The following is a 19,320-nucleotide window of genomic DNA, read 5'->3' on the forward strand; positions in this document are numbered from 1 at the left end:
ATGGTGTTCTAAAACTCTTCGTCTTCAAACTCTAACTCATCATCATAAGCACTTATGTATGATGCGAGCATTTCTATACGGGCGCATAGAGATTCTATTGTTGGGTTCTCAAATACGTCCCTTACTGTCAGCTCCGTCTTATAATGCTCTCGAATACGATTGACCAATCTCGTCACTAAAAGTGAATGGCCACCAAGATCAAAAAAGTTATTGTCAACTCCGAGTGTCATGACGCCTAACAGCCTTTTCCAAATATCACACATATCCTGCTGCTGTGGAGTCTGCGCTGGTTTTATGTTGGTGCATATAGAGAAGTTGGGCTCAGGTAATGCTTTTATATTGGTTTTACCGCTTGCATTGGTTGGCAATTTTTCAAGCCATTCATAGTGTGTGGGCAACATATACTCAGGGAGACTTTTCGCAATCAACTCGTTAATGACCTTTTGATGCTCATCCACATGCAATTCTGATGTATTAGACACCACGTAGGCGATGAGCATAGGGCCTTGCTGAGGGTGCTCAAATAAGGTCACCGCAGCATCCTTTACTGTTTCGACCGATGTGATTTGCGTTTGGATTTCACCGAGTTCAATACGATAGCCTCGCAATTTCACTTGGTCATCCATTCTTCCTAAGTAACACAACTGGCCATCATTATCGTAACGCACTAAATCCCCTGTACGATAGATACGCTTCGTTTCCTCAAACAAAGATACATCAACAAACTGTTTCTCGGTCAGCTCGGGGCGATTTAAATAACCTCGTGCTAATCCCGTTCCAGCGATACAGAGTTCACCAACCGCCCCCATGGGCGCTAAACGCTCACCATTGAGCACAAAGCCTTGCACATTGGGTAAGTACTTTCCAATCACGGGCATATCGATATCCTCGGTGATCTGTACCAAGGTGGCATCTACACACGCCTCTGTTGGGCCATAAACGTTTACAGCAGCCTTGTGGGTTCTCTCACTCCAACTTTGTATCTGTTTCCACACATCGTTGGTGATTGCCTCACCACCGATCACCAAGGAGGGCAATTGTTCACTTATGCCACTATCAAACCACTGTTTGAGTTGAGTCGGTGTACTGTCAACAATACTCACTTGGTGTGTATTGAGGTACTTGATCAGTAACAGTGGTTCTTGACGCAAATGTTCTGGCACAAGGACAAGTGCGCTCCCAAACGCAATCTGGCTAATAGCCTGAAGTGATGCGTCAAAACAATACGTTGCATTCCAGCCCCAACGGCTTAAATCAGCGCAACTGAGTAGCAACTGATCACGTAGTGACTGCCCCAAATTTGCAAGCGCTTTATGCTCTACACAAACGCCTTTGGGGTTACCGGTGGATCCAGATGTATAGATGATATACGCCAAGTCATGAGACTGCGTATGATATTCAGTCAATACAACTGAATCCCCTCGTTGCATTAACTCCTCAGATGAATAGATAGCAATACGAGCGTCTTTAGGTAAAGAGGCCTTATTGTCTGAAATGACCAAGTTTGGCTGAGCGTCACCAAACATAAACTCAACGCGCTGCATTGGTAGGTTAGAATCAATCGGTACATAAGCCGCGCCAACACGCCATACCGCCAAAATGCTAATAAGCCAAAGTGGTGAGCGTCGTAAGTGCAATGCGACAACCATATTTTGGGTAATTCCTGACGCCTGCAAGCCAGCCGCTAACTGGTCCACCTTTACAGCTAGTGCTTTATACGTATAGCTCTCTTCACCGTGAACCAAAGCTATGCTGTCAGGTTTGTGTCTTAACTGATTATCGAAGTGCCCCACAATAGAGCCATATTTGAGCTGGTTTTGCGACCCCAAACTGAGTTGCTTTACACGTGTGATCAGCTCGCCTGAGTCCAAATCGACCTGTGCAATACTTTGGTGTGGCTCTTCAATGATAGAAACAAGGGTGTTAACGAACTGCGTCATCATGCGCTGAATGGTTTTTTCTTCAAATAGTCCCTCGTTATACATAAAATCAAAAGACATCATATTGCTTGAATCACGCACTGTCACACTCAAGTCAAACTTACTAAACTGACTATTTAGTTGTAGCCGATTTACTGTCAAGCCTTTGAGTGATAACTCTCTTTTCTCAAAGTTGTTAATGGCAAACATCACTTGAAATATTGGACTATGAAGTAGATTTCGAGCAGGATTAAGCAATTCAACAAGTGAGTCGAATGGCATTAATTCATTCGAGATATCTTCCAATACGGCTTTTTTGTTTCTTTGTAAAAATGCTAAGCACGATTCTTGCGGGTTGAACTGAGTACGCAGAGCAAGTGTATTGGTAAATAATCCAATAAGCCCTTCTAACTGCCTGATTGGTCTGCCCGCAATAGGAGAGCCAATAACCACATCATCCTGACCACTTAAACGAGAAAGTAGTAAGCTAAACGCGCCCTGAGTCAGGTTAAACATCGTCATTTTATGTTCGTAACAAAATGCTTGTAGTCGTGTATACAACTCAGGTGTTATTTCTTTCACACAGCTTGCCGCCGCATTACCAGTTTGCTTTGTACGAGGCCTATCCTTTGGAAGATCCAGTACCTGAGGAGCGCCACTTAAACGCTGCAACCAATAATTTTTAAGAGCTTCACCCCGCTCATCACTGATAATTTGTTGCTGCCAATACGCATAGTCAAAATAACTAATCTCTAAGTCGCTAAGTGGCGTTTTATGTCCTTCCAGAAAGCCGTTGTAAAGGGCCCTAAACTCTGACGTAATAATACCCTGTGACCACCCATCAAATGCAATATGATGAATATTTAGGATCAACACAGAAGCTTTCTCATTCATCACTATCAGGTGAGCACGCAGCAAATAGTCACTTTCTAGATTAAATTGGTAAGCGGCCTCTTGACGGGCTATTGCCATCATTTGCAGCTCTTGATCAGGCCCATAATGAAGCGTACTTTGTGTCAGTGCAAAACCATCACAACTTTGTGTTATCAGTTGCGCATTTTCTTGTTCGTCAACAAAGTTGGTTCTCAATATTACGTGTCGATTCACAATCTCTTTGAGCGCAAACTCTAGTGCAGCTTTATCTAATTGACCTTCTAGCCTAAGCAACATCGTTATATTGTACTGAGGACTGCCACCAAGTTTATCAATAAACCATAAGCGCCTTTGCGCCGATGACATCACTTTTTTTGCAAAAGGGCGAGCGATGATTCTATTTATATCCACTTTACTTGCCTTAGATATTTCACAAGCCTGTTGTTGAATTGTACTTGCCTCAAACAGCTGCTTTAAAGACAGCCTGACACCACACTGAGCTTCTATATAGTGAGCAAGTTTTAAAGCTTGTACTGAACTCCCGCCAGACTCAAAGAAATCAGCACAAATGCTCAAAGTAGACTCGTCGAGCGATAATACTGTGGACCAGATATGCACTAATTCTTTCTCTAGATCAGTGGTCGCTTTTACAACCTTTGTCTCTAAAACAGATAACTTCAATGCGCCATAATCTATTTTGCCACTGGAAGATACGGGCATCGTGTGAAGCTGCTCGATCCGGTTCGGAACCATATATGCGGGAAGATGTTCAATACAATGTTGCAATACATCCTCTTTGAGTGACGGCTCATGCTCATTGCCATTGGCGAGAATAAAACCAACAATGCTATGGCTATCACCGTTTTCAAAGCTCTTAACAGCCGCGATTGAAACTTTTTCGCAACGGTTTAGCACCTGTTCTATATCTTCCAGCTCAATCCTAAAGCCATTCACTTTTATTTGCTTATCAACACGCCCTAAATATTCTATCTCTGCGAACGCATTGATTCTGGCCAGATCACCTGTTTTATATGCTTGGATAATAGCGCCCTGATAACATATCTCGACAAATGCCTGCGCGGTCTGTTCAGCATTGTTAAGATAACCTAACCCCAAACAGTCCCCTGCAATATAAAGCTGCCCAGCGACACCAACTGGCAACAATTGTTTTGCGTCATCAAGAACAAACGCTTGTACGTTTTGCATCGGTTTGCCAATAGGCACAATACCATTGATGGTTTCTGGTAGGCGCTTGAATATCACCCCGATTGAAGTTTCTGTTTGACCGTACGCATTGTAGTACTGAATATTTGGCAGATGTTTTCTACAATTTTGTACGAGCATGAGTCCAGACGCTTCTCCTCCGACGATCAATGTCTTTAAGTGTTCCAGTCGGGCGCTTAATGAAGGGTTCAATGCTAGATAATCCAGTAGCAAAGATAAGGTGCTAGGCGTAAAGTCTGTACACGATATATGGTATTCTGTCAGTAAGTTGATTATCTCGCTAACATCCAAACCATTTTTAAACTCAGGCAAGACACAACAACCGCCGTGCATCAGCGGCCAAAAAAACTGCCAAATTGAAGAATCAAGACAGTGATGGGTCGTTTGTAATACTCGCTCTTTTTCTACAGATTTGAAGGTCTGTTCCATATAACTGAGGCGATTTACAATACCTTTGTGGCTATTAACAGCGCCTTTTGGGATCCCTGTGGTGCCTGAGGTATGGATCACATATATCGGTGATTCACTGCTCATAGGAATCCCCAAAGCAGTCCTTTCATCCAATGCATCGATATCGACGTTAATTCTGTGCGCACATAGTTTGATATGGCTTAGCGACAAACTTGTTTGGCTCAGCAATACCTTTGCTTCAAGATTGGCCAGCATTGCTTCTAAACGTGAAGCTGGCGTATTCGGATCTAAAGGAGAAAACGCCGCACCGGTTTTCATCACCGCCAGATAGCTCACAAGCACTTCTAAGCCGCGTTCCATGACAATAGGAACAATTTCACCCGCAGCAATGCCATTGGAATGCAAAGTGTCAGCAAGCCTGTTAGCTTTGCCATCTAATTCACTATAGGTGAGAAGCTTACCACCATACGTAGCAGCAATATCATTTGGCGTTTTCACAACCTGGCGTTCAAACAGCTCGTGTACACACAGGTGTTTCTCGTAATCTTTCGTGGTGTTGTTTAATCTGGCGATCGACTCTAGGTCATATTTAGGTAAGATAGATAGGTTCGCAACTTTCAAACTATCAACACTGATAACATCTTGAAGTAGCGAAACGTAGCTTTCCAACAACCTCTCTATTGTGTCACGATTAAAAATGTCTTTGGCGTAGTTGCAGCTTAGGTAATACTGGCCTTGATAATCACTGACGGAAAGCTCAAGATCAAAACGTGTCTGAGCCGTGTTCACTGGATGTGCTTCAGTCTGAACCCCCTCTAAATCAATAAGCCTTTCATCCTTGTTTTGCATCGAAAAGAGAATTTGGAATAATGGGGAAAACTGTGACGAACGTTTCAGCCGAAGTGCTTCTAAAACCGACTCAAACGGATAGCTTCGCTGACCTAATATGGCTTCAATACGACTTTTTTGTTGCGCTAAAAGCGCCGTAAAAGTCTGTGCGGGATCAAACTGACAGCGTATTGCTAGCATGTTGATAAATAGCCCTAACACCCCTTCAACTTGGTGATGCTGACGCCCAGACACAGGGGTCCCAATCACCACGTCCTGAGTATTACTCCATCGCCCTACAAGTACAGACAGCGCGGTATGGAAAAAACTAAAGGCTGTCGTGTTTTTCCCTTTTACCCACTTTTTAATTTGCTCTGATGTTGTCAGCGCTAGTACCTTGTTTATTCGCTTTGCATCACCACTTTGTGACTGGGGGCGCTGGCGATCGAGCGGTAGTTTATGTACTTTTGGCGCATCTAGAAGCTGTTCTTGCCAAAATACTTGCTGCGATTCGACGTTACATTGTTGTTTTAGCCACAAAGCGTAATCCAAGTAATCTATTTGCAGTGGTGTAAGTTCGGGGCTGCAACCATGTAAATAGGCGTTGTAACATGTATTCAACTCTTTGGTCAGAATATCAAATGATAACGCATCAAATAGAATATGATGTGTAGTAAAAATTAATACCCACTGCTGAGCGCAAGTCTGGTATAAGTGAACTTTAAATAAGGGTCCTTGTTCCAAATCAAAACGGTGGTTCGCATGTTCAACAATCAACTCTTTTATCTGCGATGATGTTATATCAAGCTTTTCGATGACCTCTAATTGCGGCCCATTGTCATTACAAATATATTGCTGTAACTCACCAGAAACGACTTTAAAAAGACTTCTTAGCGTATTATGACGATTAAAAATATGCGCTAGTGTTTTTTCTAGTATATCTAACTTAAGAGCGCCTTTGAGCGTTAGCACTTTGCACATGTTATATATATGGCTATTTTGCGCTAAGTTATGCGCAGTCCAAATACGGCACTGAGCAGCACTTGCAGGCACAGGTTGGTCTTTATGTAATCGACAGGGGATGGTTTGTGTACGCTTGATAGACTTATTCAAATCAGAGTCACCGGACAGTACTGCTATTATCTCTTCTTTATGTGATTGAATAAGTTCTTTTAGATCTGCAGGAAAGGTCTTGCTAATCAGCTTAAAACCTAGTTTGCTGTCTTCTACGTATAGCAGCACACCTTGAGATTTAGCCTGTTTAATAATATCCAATATAGTTATCATAACCACCCCTCTTCTGTGACAACTTCGTTTCCTTCTATCGCTGTATTCAGTTCCGAAACAGTGCGTACTTTATCGATTACAAGTACTAGTTCAGCCAAGCTTGGATTTTCAAAAAAGACATGTATTGGCAAAGTAATCGACCATTTCGCCTCACAAATAGCCAGCAACTTTAGAACTTTAAGGGAATCCCCTCCAAGCGCAAAAAAGTTCGCAAAACGACCGATGGCTTTGGCTTCTAACGCTAATACTTCAGCCCACCATTGACACATTATCAACTCACTTTCATTAGCAGGTGCAACATATTCAACGCGTGATGGTTGAAGTTCCACAGTTGGCAAACGTTTTCTGTCCAGTTTTCCTGAAGGTGTTTTAGGTAACTCAGGCAGCAAAGTATAAACCACCGGTACCATATACTGCGGTAGGCACTGTTGAAGATAACTGCGAAGCTGATCCGCTACGATTTCTTCATGTTCTTGAGTGACAATGAATGCACTTAAAAACGGTGATTCATTTTGCCCTTCTATGGCAACAGCAGCTTCTTTAACACACGAATGCGCGACTAAACAAGATTCAATTTCGCCAAGCTCAACTCTGATTCCTCGCAGCTTTGCTTGATTGTCTTTACGACCGACCACTCGGATCTGCCCATTCGGTAGGAAAAACCCTAAATCCCCTGTGTGGTACCTAACATTATGTGAGGTCACTTCGAATGCCTGCTCAGTTTTCTGAGGGTGATTGAAATACCCCTTAGCAACATATGGGCTTTCTATCACCAGCTCGCCAATTTCAAAATAACGGCAAGGACGTGGCGTATTTGAGTTCTGGCACAATTCTATTTGCAGCTTTATACCTGGCAATTGAGTACCAATTGTCGCGATTGATTCGGTGTTTAGCGCTTTTAAAGGCGTAACCCATTGCGCTGCCATGGTGCACTCTGTCGGTCCATAGCCGTTGAACAATAAACACTGCGGTGAAAATCGAGTCTTTGCTAATTTAAAATCATGTTCAGTGACAGGCTCACCACCAAAGACCACGGCTCGGATATGGCTGAACAGACGCGGGGACTCATCAAAGACATACCTAAATACGGTCGGCGTGCTGTGATATACAGAAACATGATGTGCTTCAATGTTTCGAACAATGGCTTCGGCACAACTATTTTTGATGTCACAAATCACTAAACTGGCACCACTAAATAGCGTCGCAAAGATATCCATCACAGACGCATCAAAGCTTACGCCAGCCAATAACAACACGTTATCACGATCAGTTAACGCCAAGCGTTCGCGGTAAGTCTGTCCATGAAAAGCCAAGTTTCGATATGATTGCATTACCCCTTTGGGGCGACCTGAAGAGCCTGACGTAAATAGAATATACGCAATAGCATCTCCCGCTGGAAAACTAAATTGTGTTTCCTCACTAGCAATCCCTTGTGTACCTACCAGAACCTCTAACTGTTCGTTACTATGTGCTAAACCACGTGCTTGCTCAATCTGACATTCACTGGCAAGCACTGTGCTACACTGGGCTTCATGACAAAGCTCTAATAGCCTCTGCCTTGGATGATAGGGGTCTAAAGGTACATAGGTTAAGCCGGCTTTTATACATGCCAACATAGCAATAACCACTTCATGGCCGCTAGGGAACAGTAGCGCGACATTGCCGCTGATGTTCATTGTCATCAACTGTGTGGCAAGATCGTCAGTACGCTGCCATAAATCTCGATAGCTTAGTTGTCGCTCCCCATCAATAATGGCTATGTTATCTGGGGCCGATTGAACAACTTTTAACAAACGCTCACATGGGCCTTCATTGTGGGGTAAGACAGACTCGAAACAATGCTCTGCGCGAGTGAAAACTTCAAGCGCATCAAGGTGTATGTCCGGTTCAGTAATAATCCGTTGTATCAATGAGACAAACTGTGTACTGACATAATCTATCGTTTTATCGTCAAATAACTTAGCGAGATACAACCAGTCGAATATAATGCTACCATCTACTTCACGAGCGTATAGGTTCAGTTCAAAACGCATTAGATCTATATCACTGTCCTGAACGTCCAGCTCTAACCCTTCAACATGAAACTTAAGTTCATCATTATTTTGAAACGCAAACCATATTTGGAAAACAGGGCTATAAAGACTTTCATTTGGCAGGTTCAGTGCAGCTTTAAGGTTATCAAATGGATAAGCCTGATTTGATAGGTCTTTCGCTAAGTCAATTCGGTTGCGCTGTAGAAAATCGACAAAGCGTTCTTGTGGGTCAATTTGGGTTCTCAATGCTAGAGCATTGGTAAAACACCCTATCGTGTTGTGGTACTGCTGATCAATACGACCTGAAACAGGCGTGCCCATCACGATATCTTGCTGATTTGACCACAGGCTCAATAACCAGCTAAAGCTAGTTTGTAGCAACATAAACATGCTGACATTCTGTGCTTTGGCAAACTGGTTCAACTGCCCTGACAACGCTCGATCAAGACGTATGTTTTTTCTTTTAGTTGGTCCTTTTTGTAGCGAACGTTTAATTTTTAGCGGTAGACTATGAACGGGTGGAATGCCCGCCAAGCGATTCGTCCAATATCGCTCTAATTCAATCCCCTGGAGTTCTATCAACGCCTGTTCATCCTCAACATGTTGATAGAACTGAGCAACCTGTGTCGTGCAAGCTGGCTGCTGCTTTTGTATCGATTGATAGTATTGAGTCAGCATATTGAAAAATATTCCAATTGACCAACCATCTACAGCAATATGATGAAAGTTAAATTGAATCGTGTGATCTAAATCTGCACGTTTTACTATCAATACCCTGATAGGTAATTGCTGCGTTAAACGAAATGGCGTACGATTGAAACGTGAACAATGCTCCTGCGTTTGCTGCTCAGGTTGAGCCTGCTGCGAAGCATCAACAAACTCAATTTCAACATTTACATCACTCGCTCTGAACGCCCAAACTTCACCTTCTTCCATACCAAAGTGGCAATGCAAACTACTATGCTCTCGTACAACAGAGTCAATAGCTTGCTTTAACACAGAAATATCTAACTCGCCCGTCGCTTTTATTGCAACGGGAATTACGTAATCATAGCTATTTTCAGCAAACCGTTGAGATAGCCATATAGGTTTTTGGGCGTATGAAAGGTGCCACTTATCTGGCACAGACACACGCTCCTCTCCAAGCAGTAATTCTATGATTGCGTTCTTATTCAACTTAACGGCTTGAACAATTTCCGGTGTCATAGAGCCCTTCTCAGCACGACACTTCAATTCCCTATTTTCTAGGTAAAAATGGATGTTGCTTTCTGCTAACTGTTTCATCCATTGGGCGAGTTTATGATTAGACAAATTTCCGTACCTAAACTTTTAATTATTATTATGTGTACCCTGTTAACTGGCAGATATCTCACTGCCACATAGGCTTATTTAAGCATCACAGAGATCAGCTATTTTTTTGAGTTGATTTTCAGGGTGCTCTTGATATGCCCAAGGTTTAGTACCCAGTAAAGCATCACTTGGTGGTGAACAATTCATAGCTTGCTCATAAGCGAGCTTCGCTTTATCGAGAATTTCTAGCGTGAAAAAGACATCTCCAAGTAAACAATAAGATTCCGCATAACGATCATCTATATCTACTGCTTCATTCGCAGCATCAACAGCACCAGGCCAATCGTGGCAATGAAAAAGAGACACAGCGAGGTAATAGCGAACATGATATTTACCTTGCTTATAATTATCGTGTAGCTTGGCGTTTTTAAAACACTCCGCCGCTTGTGCAAAGTCATGCTTAATTAAATACTCGCTTCCTAGGTAATACCAAGTACGAGAGTCCTTAGGCTTTTCCTCTAACTGATTGAGGCATAATCGGATATTTCGTTCGCTGCCCGTTTCTTTGCCCTCTTTGTTAGGTAGGTTTTCTATCATTAACCGGTTATCTAATTCAGCTCTGCCATCAAATTCCAGATATTCGTGTATCGCACTTTTGTAACCTTGTGCGTTACTACGGCGAAATAGGCGACCCGATAAGACATCGTTATCTGCACAACCATTGCGTATTATCATGGCGATTCGGTCAGTATCTTCACGTGTGATATGCGTACGAATGAGCTCTTTTCCCTGACGGATCACTTCATCTGCGTCGATTTGTAAGACCCAATCAGCCTGCGTCATCTCAAGTGCTCGATTGCGAGCGGCTGAAAAATCAATAATGTTGCCCAGCTCGTCGTTGCACTCATGAAATACCTGAACTTTATCTGTATAACGTTTTGCAATTTCAACCGTTTTATCGGTAGAGCCTGTATCGACAATACACAACTCATCATAAATACCATCCAAACCGTCTAAGCAGCGTTCAAGCACACGCTCTTCATTCCTTACGATCATACATACTGCTAGCGTGGGGCCACTCTTAAGCTCAGTCATACTTCACCCTAGCTATATTCAAAGCCGCAATATCTTTGTCATAACTCCCCATAAAATTCGCCTGATCGTAATTGGCCAATGCAGTCCTAAACATTCGATCTCGGCTTTCCCAACGAGAATTCACTTCGGGATAGAAAGCTATACGAGCTTTATCGTCATGAGAGATATGTAGTGCAGTCCCTGAACAAATACGCGTTAACCCCTGTCCAAGAGTAAGTCGTGATATCATGTCTTGGTCTTCCCATCCCCAGCCATGTAATTGATTGTTGTAGCCATTGATAGCAATGAAATCAGATTTTTTTACCAGCAGTAGTCCTGGAGCCTGACGCGTGCCGTTTTCAGCATCCTCTTCGTTATCGATAATCTGTAAGTGGCGACCATCAGCGGTCCTTATATTCAACTCATACCCAAATGAAACCACATGATTGCCACCTCGAGAGTTAACTTCCGTTTCTTTGACTCCAGCTAAAGTTGCAAATACTTGTTCTTGAGAGTTTAGTTGATTAACCAAATCAACAATATCCGTGGGGTTTAAAATAATGTCACAATCACAAAAAAACAGTATAGGGTTCTTAGCAACACTGGCTCCTGTATTTTGTGCAGCAGCCTTATTGAAATAGGCCTGCTCTGATACTTTTACAACAGAAACTCGGTCATTCGCGTTTTTTAGTTGCGTTTTTAGTAATTCATCAGATCCAGAAAAGTTAACAATTACAACCTCTCCGTCAAGAAGCTCCACGGCCTCTACAAGAGAGGGCAAAGCATCCGACAACTGTTCACGATCTCTCCAGCTTACAATGATTGATAACATATTTATTTTCCTCAGCGAATCGGCACAAGTAATGCCAACCCCGCATTTTTATTTTTTATTTTCCGTACATACTTTCCAGGTGTGCGCGCAGCTACGAAAGCACACCTGCCGGCTTACTTACATGATTATTACGCTGAACACTTTGGACATTTCCTTCTCCCAAGCGGATCAATTGATCTGCGCAATCAAAATACTTATCGTCATGACTAATGACGAGCACTATCTTACCTTGCTCTTTCAATTTAGGAAGCAATTGTCGATAAAAAAACTCTTTAAAAATAGGATCTTGGTCAGCAGCCCACTCATCAAACAAATACACTTTCCGGTCGTCTAGAAAGGCCACTAACAGAGCCAAACGCTTTCTTTGACCATCGGATAAACGGGTAGACGAGAATTTACCGTTATTGATAGAAACAACCTGATCTAATCTCAACTCCTTTAGGTACAAATCAACCTGATCAAGCTGTTTCTCTGACATACCAAAAAGCTGAGTGAATAGGTAAAAATCAGTGTAAATTGCACTAATATATTGGCGAGCGGACTCTAAATTTGACGCCCCAATCAGTTGTTCACCAAACCACACCTCGCCACGGTTAGGTTGGTAGTGGCACGTAACTACTTTTGAAAGCGTAGATTTCCCAGAACCATTGCCACCAATCAAAAAGCTAATTTGTCCCGCCTTAAAAGTGAGGTTAATAGGCCCAACCGTAAACGAATCATCACCATCATAACTGTGAACAACGTCTTTCAAGGTGATTTGCTTAAAGTCTGCTACCGGAGCTTGGCTTTCCAACGCCTCAACCGGCATAACACTTAAAAGGTAACGTAATCGCTGTAACGAAATGCTACCTTGGACATAGGATGAAATCGAGTTCAAAATAGCAGCAACGGGCCCAACGGTATACAACAAGGCCATAATGATGCCTATCAATGCTTCATTTGAAAGGTCATGAGCATTAGCAATCACAAACGCAACGATGCCTATCGTAATGAAACTGATCATATTCCCGTAATTGGTCGCGAAAATATCAATTACTCGCCCTTTTTTCTGTAATCTCGTATTCTCCTTTACATGAACCAGTAGGGCTTCCTCCATGAATACATTTCGCCTTTTACTATGTAATTTGAGCTCCTTCGCTCCGCCAATAATCGCGTTGAAATCTTCAATAATATGAGAAAACACTCGCCTAGCTTGCGCAAAGTATTTTTGTGAAAAATGTATAGGCAGTCGGTATGTGACAACTCCAATAAGGATAATGCATAAAACGAAAACAAAGACTTCTGCATTTAACACGATTAAAAAGCCCAGAATGCCCAGTAGTGTGGCGACATTCGTCAGCAAAATCGGAAATACGGCCGCACCACTCACAACGCCAGGCACATCATTGGTCAATGATGCAGTAAGTTCGGCTTCTCCTATTTTTTCTAAATTAATAATTGGCAACTGATTAACGCGCTGACAAAAATAAACTCTAAGCTCATTAATGGATTCAATCACTACATTTTGAAACAGCCATTGCGCCATGCTTCGAGTTACCAGGATAAACGCACAAAGCATCAAAAAGCTTACCGCAAATTCAAACTGCACTATCTCATATCCGAACAGCATGAACTCATCCTGCTCTATAGTTTCCAAAAAATAATCTGTATCTTGAGTAATGGATAAAAGGACAAAAGGTATCATCAAGGAATAAGCAGCCCCACCAATGACCCCTATTATAATTGAGAGAAAAACTTTCTTTGGCGAGCGGATAGCAAGAAAGTAAAACAACCCTTTTAGTTGCGACTCTTGAATGTCTTTCACAGCTTAATCATCCCTACACTGACGTTTTTTTAACGTATTGGCCAACATCAAATAGCTCATTGCCCTTCACCCTGCTTTGATAAAAAGTTATCATAGTATTCACTCAATATATTCCCTGACTGACCAAGGTCTATCGTCATATAGCTGTGACTTAACTTAGACATATCAATCACCTGCCTATAAGTTGCACCTAAGTGCTTGATATACCCCTCTCCTTTTTCGTAATAATTCCCGGCAACATTTACCGTATATTGGCTACCAAAGGTTGACTGAGAGCGGTCAAAAATCGTGCCCATCAAGGCTTTATTACCAAATGGTTGGTGTGTAAATTGAGCGTTCAACAAAGAAGGCCAGTTCCAATCATCGATATCACCCCCTTGCAGTTTGTATATTTCTTTATACACATCATCTAATGCCATTATTGCTATTTCTTTGCATGTTTCAGTACTTTCGGTTGAAACATCGTCGCACCAACTTTCAGCATTCCCCGTTAGTACAGCTCTCAAGAATATAGGCCTAATGTGATTCTCTTCTCGGCTTAGCACATGCGTTCTGTTTGCTGTTGTTACGTCTTGATGCAATTCATCATGTACAACTTTGGCATAAAAATATCTTAGCCAAACCCTAAAAATAACAGCAGCAGGACGTTCACCACTCATCTCACCATCCCATAACGACAGCTGCGCTAACATTGCTTGTTGTTCGGGTGTTCGCGATTGCAAAGACATCAAAAAAGGCAATAGTTCCAATGCTTGGAGATCTAGGGCGTCATGTTGTAACTGTATAAAATGATCCGAGGTTAATTTAACATCGCTTTCTCGCCATTGCGCTATCTGTTGATGAATGCGCTGGGCACGGTATCCCGGTCGCCAATTATTGGAAATAATATGAGGATAATCAGGACTATGGATTCTATGGTTTGCAGTAACCAAAATACCACTGCGGGGGTTGTATTGATTAGGTAACGCCGAAAAGGGTACGTACGACTGCCACTGCAATTCAGAGTGCTTACCTTTTAACGGTAAAGTGCCGTCTCCTGAACTACGGACAGGTATTCTTCCCGCTGCACTAAACCCAATATTATTTTTAGTATCGGCGTATACAAACCCAAGCGCTGGCGCAACGTGCTGGCTTAATGCTCTACGAAATTCATGCCAGTTCTGTGCATAATTAATATCTAGAAAGCCACTAAATGTCGTATCATCGACATCCAATGCCGTCCAACGCAACGATAAGGCAACACTCGAGTTAGCGGTTGCGTCAGAAATTAAAGGACCATGTTCCGTTTTCCTAACGACCCAATCAACGGGCTTAAACTCTGGCTGCAACATTGAAGGAAAGTCGCGGGCCACCAATATCTTTTCGTGTTGAAAAGACATTGTTCGCCATTGCTCGTCTACTTCATATTGATTATTGTTCGACGTATTTAACTGCTCAATGTAAAGATCTTGCACATCTGCTGCTAAATTTGTCCCCCCCCAGGAAATAGACTTATTTTGGCCAAAAATCACTACAGGCAATCCAGCTATCGTCGCACCTTTAACATCTAGCACATCTCCTTTTAAATGAGCGATATAAAAGCTGGTTGGTAACGAATGTTGTAAATGAGGGTCATTGGCCAATATTGGTGAACCCGATTGTGAGTGCTCACCGGATACCACCCAAGCATTGCTGCCTACCGCTTCTCCTCCCAGCTTTTCTTGTTCAAAAACATTTTGGCTAGTGTGTAATACTGAAGCAAACGCGTTTATCCAATTCTCGCCACTCAAAGAATTGACCACAGGTGTTGTAGTATCTTGTTGATTAAGCGTCGCGAACTTATCGACTCCTAACTGACCGATCAAAATCTGATTCGTCAATTCATCCTGGTAATTGGCACCAAGATTAAGTGCCATAATTTTGATTTGAACCAAAGAATCAGTGATAGACCAAGGCTCAGGGCTGAAGCCAGAAATCATATATTCGATCGGCAGTGCACTGCTTTTTTCTATCCACCGATTCACTCCCAGACTATATGCACGCAACACCGCAACCGCTGGTTGAGGTAAATGTTCAATCGATTGTCGGGCGCTGTCATACAAGCCCAAAGTTCTCATGTACCTATCAGTATCTAATGTGCTCTTGCCAAACACCTCACTCAACCGACCTTGCGCCAGTCGCCTTTTATACTCCATCTGCCAAAGCCTATCCTGTGCATGTACAAAACCCATGACAGAGAATGCATCAAGATCCGTTTTGGCTGAAATTGTAGGCACTCCTAGTTCATCTCTTATAACCGTGACAGGTTGACTCAGTCCCTGATAATTAACCACCTGATGTTGCTGCGGTAACCCACTATGCAGCCAGTACAATATACAGGCGACAACAAGCACAACTGGCAAAACTATCCACAATAAGAACAGAAAGAGAATTGGGTGTCGGTACTTAAACTTCTGCATTACACATCCCTAGGTCCACTACTTTTCCATTTAGTTTAAAAATCGAACGTTTCATACTCTACTTCTTCACTTTTTGTTTGCTCAACTAAAGTGCTGATTTGATCTGTTAGTGCTAAGAGTGAATCTTGTTCTAACACGGCTTGTATGGTGAGGCTTAGCTCAAAATGTTCATTGAGATGGGCAATTAACATCATTGCTTTTAAAGAGTTTCCGTACTGGAAAAAGCTTGCATGAAGATCAACCCTATCGGGTTCTATCGCCAATAATTTTGCGATCATATCTACAGTTTTTACTTCCACTTCAGTTATCGGAAGGCGCTGAGGTGTACTTTCGATGTTAGATATTGGCAGAGATATAAGTGATTTACGGTCTAGCTTACCATTTGTTGTGATGGGCATGTCGTCCAGCCAAACATATAATTCCGGCAGCATATATTTGGGTAGTACCTGCGACAATTGGTCTTTCAATACTTGTTCACACTGTCTTTGTGCATCCTTATCATTGCTTTGATGAACAACAAAAGCACACAAGCGTTTAACACCTTCAATGTCACGGATTAACACCTGTGCAGCAATGACTTCAGGATGTACTAGTTGCAGCTCAATCTCACCACACTCGATTCTGAAACCATTTAGCTTGATCTGGTTATCAAGTCGTCCGATATATAGCAATTCACCTTCATGTGACCACTTAACGAGATCCCCTGTTTTATAGAAACGCGTTGGCACCCCCAGATAATCCAAGGTTACAAAGCGCTCGTCGGTCAGTGTCTGATTATTAATGTACCCTGTTGCTAACCCTGCTCCGCCGATGTAAAGCTCTCCAGGCACCCCCTGCGGCAACGCCTGACCTTCAGTGGACAAAACCAAAAAGAAAACATTGTCAATTGGTTTACCAATTGGCACACTCGGAAACTTTTGGTAGTCGGTACAAGCGAAATAACTGACATCGATACAAGCCTCTGTAGGTCCATAGAGGTTGTGCAGCTGTGCATCAATTTCTGTTTCATAAAATGCCGCAACGGTTGCTTTTTCAAGTGCTTCACCACTACAAAAAACACGCTTTACAGATGTCCACAGTTGGCGGTCGATCATACTGATTGCAGCGTTAAGCATAGCAGGAACAAAGTGCAGAGTAGTAATCTGTCGTTCATGAATGTACTGTTGTAGGTGATAGAAGTCTAAGTGACCATCGTGCTTTGCAAAGACTAAACGCGCGCCATACATCAGAGGCCAAAATAGTTCCCAAACAGACACATCAAATCCAAATGGCGTTTTTTGTAAAACGCGATCGTGCGCATCAATTGGTGAATAGTTTTGCATCCAATTTAATCGATTCTGTAGCGCATCGTGCGTCACTTCCACCCCTTTTGGCTTCCCAGTGGAGCCAGAAGTGTAAATCACATATGCCCTTGCCGTATTGATTCTATCTAATTGGATCAGCTCACCACCCACTGGAGCTTCTAAAAGTTTGCAATAAGGCTGCTTTGCAATATCTACAGGCAAGGTACTAGCAAAATCATTTGAGTCCGTAATCACTAAACACGCCTGTGAGTTGTCAAGCATGTGGGCATGTCTCCCCTCAGGTAGAGACAACTCCAAAGGCAAATATGCAGCGCCAGCACGCAAAATGCCCAGCAACGTCACAATTAAGTGACAACCACGAGTCATTTTAACTGCAACAACATCACCTACACCAATCTTCATAGCAGCCAAATGCAATGCAACGCGCTCTGAGTTTTCCCACAACTGAGCATAACTCATCCTATTTCCATCAGCGTCTTCAGTCGCAATTGCGGTTGGGGTCAACTGTGATTGCTGTTCGATCTGATGTAACACTGAATGCTGTGAGCAAGGCGTATGTGTATTATTCAGCAATTTAAGATCTTGATTGTATTTAACTTCATCAACTAAGTTAAACTGATTGAGTAACAACTGCTCGTAAATGACACTTTGCTCTACCACCAGCTTAAACACCTCTATCACGGTATTGATGCTCTGGTGTTTGAATAAATCAGTGTCGTACTCAATATGGCCAATCATACCCCGCTCTCTTTCAACCAGGTCTAAAGTCATATCAAAGATGCTACTTTGAAATTGACTGTCGGTCGGTACGATGGACAAGCCTTCCTCAGGCACATTTGCATTCGACTTATTACCATGAAAAGTGAACATAACTTGGAATAGAGGCGAGTAACTTTGAGTACGAACCGGGTTAAGGCGGTCAACTAGTTCATTAAATGGTAAATCAGCGTTAGCATATGCTTCGACGCAGGTCGCCTTTACTTGCTGTAGAAATGCAGCAAATGAATCCTTCCAGTCCAATGGCGTGCGCAGTACTAAACTGTTAACAAGCAACCCGACTAAGTTCTGAAACTCTGCTTTCTCACGATTCGCAATGGTTGTACCCACTACGATATCTTGCTGCCCACCTATCGCCGCTAGGGTGATTTTAAAGCAAGCCAACAAGTACATAAACTTCGTAACTCCAGCTTGCTTGGCGGCTTGCGTTACGCGCAATGTCAACCCTTTGTCTAACTCAATATGTGCCCTTTTGCCCACATAACGTTTGCTCGAAGGTCGAGGGAAATCATAATTGAGTTCCATCACAGGTGGTAAAGCATCCAATTTACATTCGAAGTATTGCCATTGCTTTTCTAGCTCCCCACTACGTATCAAAGTATCCAAATATTCAGCATAGTCCCCATAATGATATGTCTGTGCTGGAAGCAACGGTTCCACACCTTGGCTGTACGCTTTATAGGCACCTATCAGTTCATTACGAATGACATCCATCGAGAATGAATCAGTCACTATATGATGTATAACAATCACTAACGTAGAGCGATGTTCGTCCCATCGAACTAATCTAAAACGAGATAAAGGGGCCTGTGCCAGTTCAAAAGGTTTAGATACGATGTCCTGAATGATAGCTTCACGTTTACCTTCACCAGAATCAGCTGCTTCTAAAATAGCAAAATCGACATCAACCTTGGGCAAAATAATTTGACACGCAACGCCCCCATCGCTCACTAGTTTTGTTCGAAACGCGGCATGACGATGATGTAGTAAGTGAATACTTTTCTTAATTGAGTCTGTATTCACGTTACCCTCTATATTCAGTACCATACGTTGATTATAAGCAATGCTAGCCTGCTCGAATTGAGATAAAAACCATAAACGCTGCTGGTGTGGAGACATCGGAAATTTCTGAGCCACGGCTGCATGATTTTTTTGCTGTAACAATTGTTTGGCGAGCCTTATTTTTTCAGCCCGACTTAACTGCGAATAGTCTTTCATATTTAATT

General features: G+C 42.6%; 7 protein-coding genes. All 7 read right to left on the reverse strand.

The genetic code is table 11. From position 1 onward, the window contains the following. Positions 1-8 precede the first annotated feature (8 nt). The 7 genes from N480_RS08895 to N480_RS08925 all read right to left on the reverse strand — a co-directional run bounded on the left by N480_RS08895 (position 9) and on the right by N480_RS08925 (position 19,312). Positions 9-6,542, reverse strand: a complete 6,534-nt coding sequence (locus N480_RS08895; protein ID WP_063372162.1) for a non-ribosomal peptide synthetase — start codon at positions 6,540-6,542, stop codon at positions 9-11. Further along, the gene (locus N480_RS08900) at positions 6,539-9,886 is read right to left on the reverse strand and encodes a condensation domain-containing protein (RefSeq protein ID WP_155732802.1); all 3,348 of its coding nucleotides are present in this window, start codon (positions 9,884-9,886) and stop codon (positions 6,539-6,541) included. The genes N480_RS08895 and N480_RS08900 overlap by 4 nt, the downstream gene beginning before the upstream one ends. A gap of 78 nt (positions 9,887-9,964) precedes the next feature. After that, positions 9,965-10,960: a glycosyltransferase family 2 protein gene (locus tag N480_RS08905; protein ID WP_063372164.1), complete on the reverse strand. Its 996-nt coding sequence runs from the start codon at positions 10,958-10,960 to the stop codon at positions 9,965-9,967. After that, positions 10,953-11,771, reverse strand: a complete 819-nt coding sequence (locus N480_RS08910; protein ID WP_063372165.1) for a galactosyltransferase-related protein — start codon at positions 11,769-11,771, stop codon at positions 10,953-10,955. Before N480_RS08910 ends, N480_RS08905 begins: the two co-directional genes overlap by 8 nt. A gap of 91 nt (positions 11,772-11,862) precedes the next feature. Then, positions 11,863-13,575: a cyclic peptide export ABC transporter gene (locus tag N480_RS08915; protein ID WP_081231807.1), complete on the reverse strand. Its 1,713-nt coding sequence runs from the start codon at positions 13,573-13,575 to the stop codon at positions 11,863-11,865. Positions 13,576-13,631: 56 nt separating this feature from the next. Next, positions 13,632-16,013: a penicillin acylase family protein gene (locus N480_RS08920; protein ID WP_063372166.1), complete on the reverse strand. Its 2,382-nt coding sequence runs from the start codon at positions 16,011-16,013 to the stop codon at positions 13,632-13,634. Positions 16,014-16,048: 35 nt separating this feature from the next. Next, complete coding sequence (locus N480_RS08925; RefSeq protein WP_063372167.1) at positions 16,049-19,312, reverse strand: non-ribosomal peptide synthetase; 3,264 nt, start codon at positions 19,310-19,312, stop codon at positions 16,049-16,051. Between the last annotated feature and the right edge of the window lie 8 nt (positions 19,313-19,320).

The organism is Pseudoalteromonas luteoviolacea S2607 (assembly GCF_001625575.1).
Classification (GTDB): domain Bacteria; phylum Pseudomonadota; class Gammaproteobacteria; order Enterobacterales; family Alteromonadaceae; genus Pseudoalteromonas; species Pseudoalteromonas luteoviolacea_E.

Coding starts and splice junctions, on each gene's coding strand:
- N480_RS08905 (WP_063372164.1), bottom strand. CDS start 10,960: ATGACTGAGCTTAAGAGTGGCCCCACGCTAGCAGTATGTATGATCGTA.
- N480_RS08910 (WP_063372165.1), bottom strand. CDS start 11,771: ATGTTATCAATCATTGTAAGCTGGAGAGATCGTGAACAGTTGTCGGAT.
- N480_RS08925 (WP_063372167.1), bottom strand. CDS start 19,312: ATGAAAGACTATTCGCAGTTAAGTCGGGCTGAAAAAATAAGGCTCGCC.
- N480_RS08895 (WP_063372162.1), bottom strand. CDS start 6,542: ATGATAACTATATTGGATATTATTAAACAGGCTAAATCTCAAGGTGTG.
- N480_RS08920 (WP_063372166.1), bottom strand. CDS start 16,013: ATGCAGAAGTTTAAGTACCGACACCCAATTCTCTTTCTGTTCTTATTG.